The organism is Alkalibacterium sp. m-11 (assembly GCF_054658155.1).
Window position 1 is genome coordinate 1 of record NZ_BAAGIR010000438.1, and the last position, 305, is coordinate 305.

1 protein-coding gene is annotated in these 305 nt (G+C 40.7%); it reads right to left on the reverse strand.

Going from position 1 to position 305, the window contains the following annotated elements; genetic code table 11:
* Positions 1 to 292 (reverse strand): IS66 family insertion sequence element accessory protein TnpB (gene tnpB, locus ACYQ2O_RS13095; RefSeq protein ID WP_459796825.1); only part of this gene is annotated, 292 nt, incomplete at its 3' end.
* Positions 293 to 305: the final 13 nt, after the last annotated feature.

Below are 305 nucleotides of genomic sequence, written 5' to 3' on the forward strand. Positions count from 1 at the left end.
GCCAACGCAGCTGTTGTGCACTTAATTGTTGAATCTCGTTCTGGTTACGCGGCCAATTCAATTTCCCATTCTCTAAACGCTTATATAAGAGAAGGAAGCCGTCGCCTTCCCAATAAAGAGCTTTGAATCGATCCTTCTTTCCACCACAGAATAGAAAGAGAGCGTCGTTATAAACATTCACATCATATTCTTCAGTGATCGTCGCAGCTAATCCGTCAATTTGACGGCGCATATCCGTTTTTCCACACACAATAAAAATATTCTCTACTTGAGTAAAGTCAACGAGTTTCATTTAATGACAACTC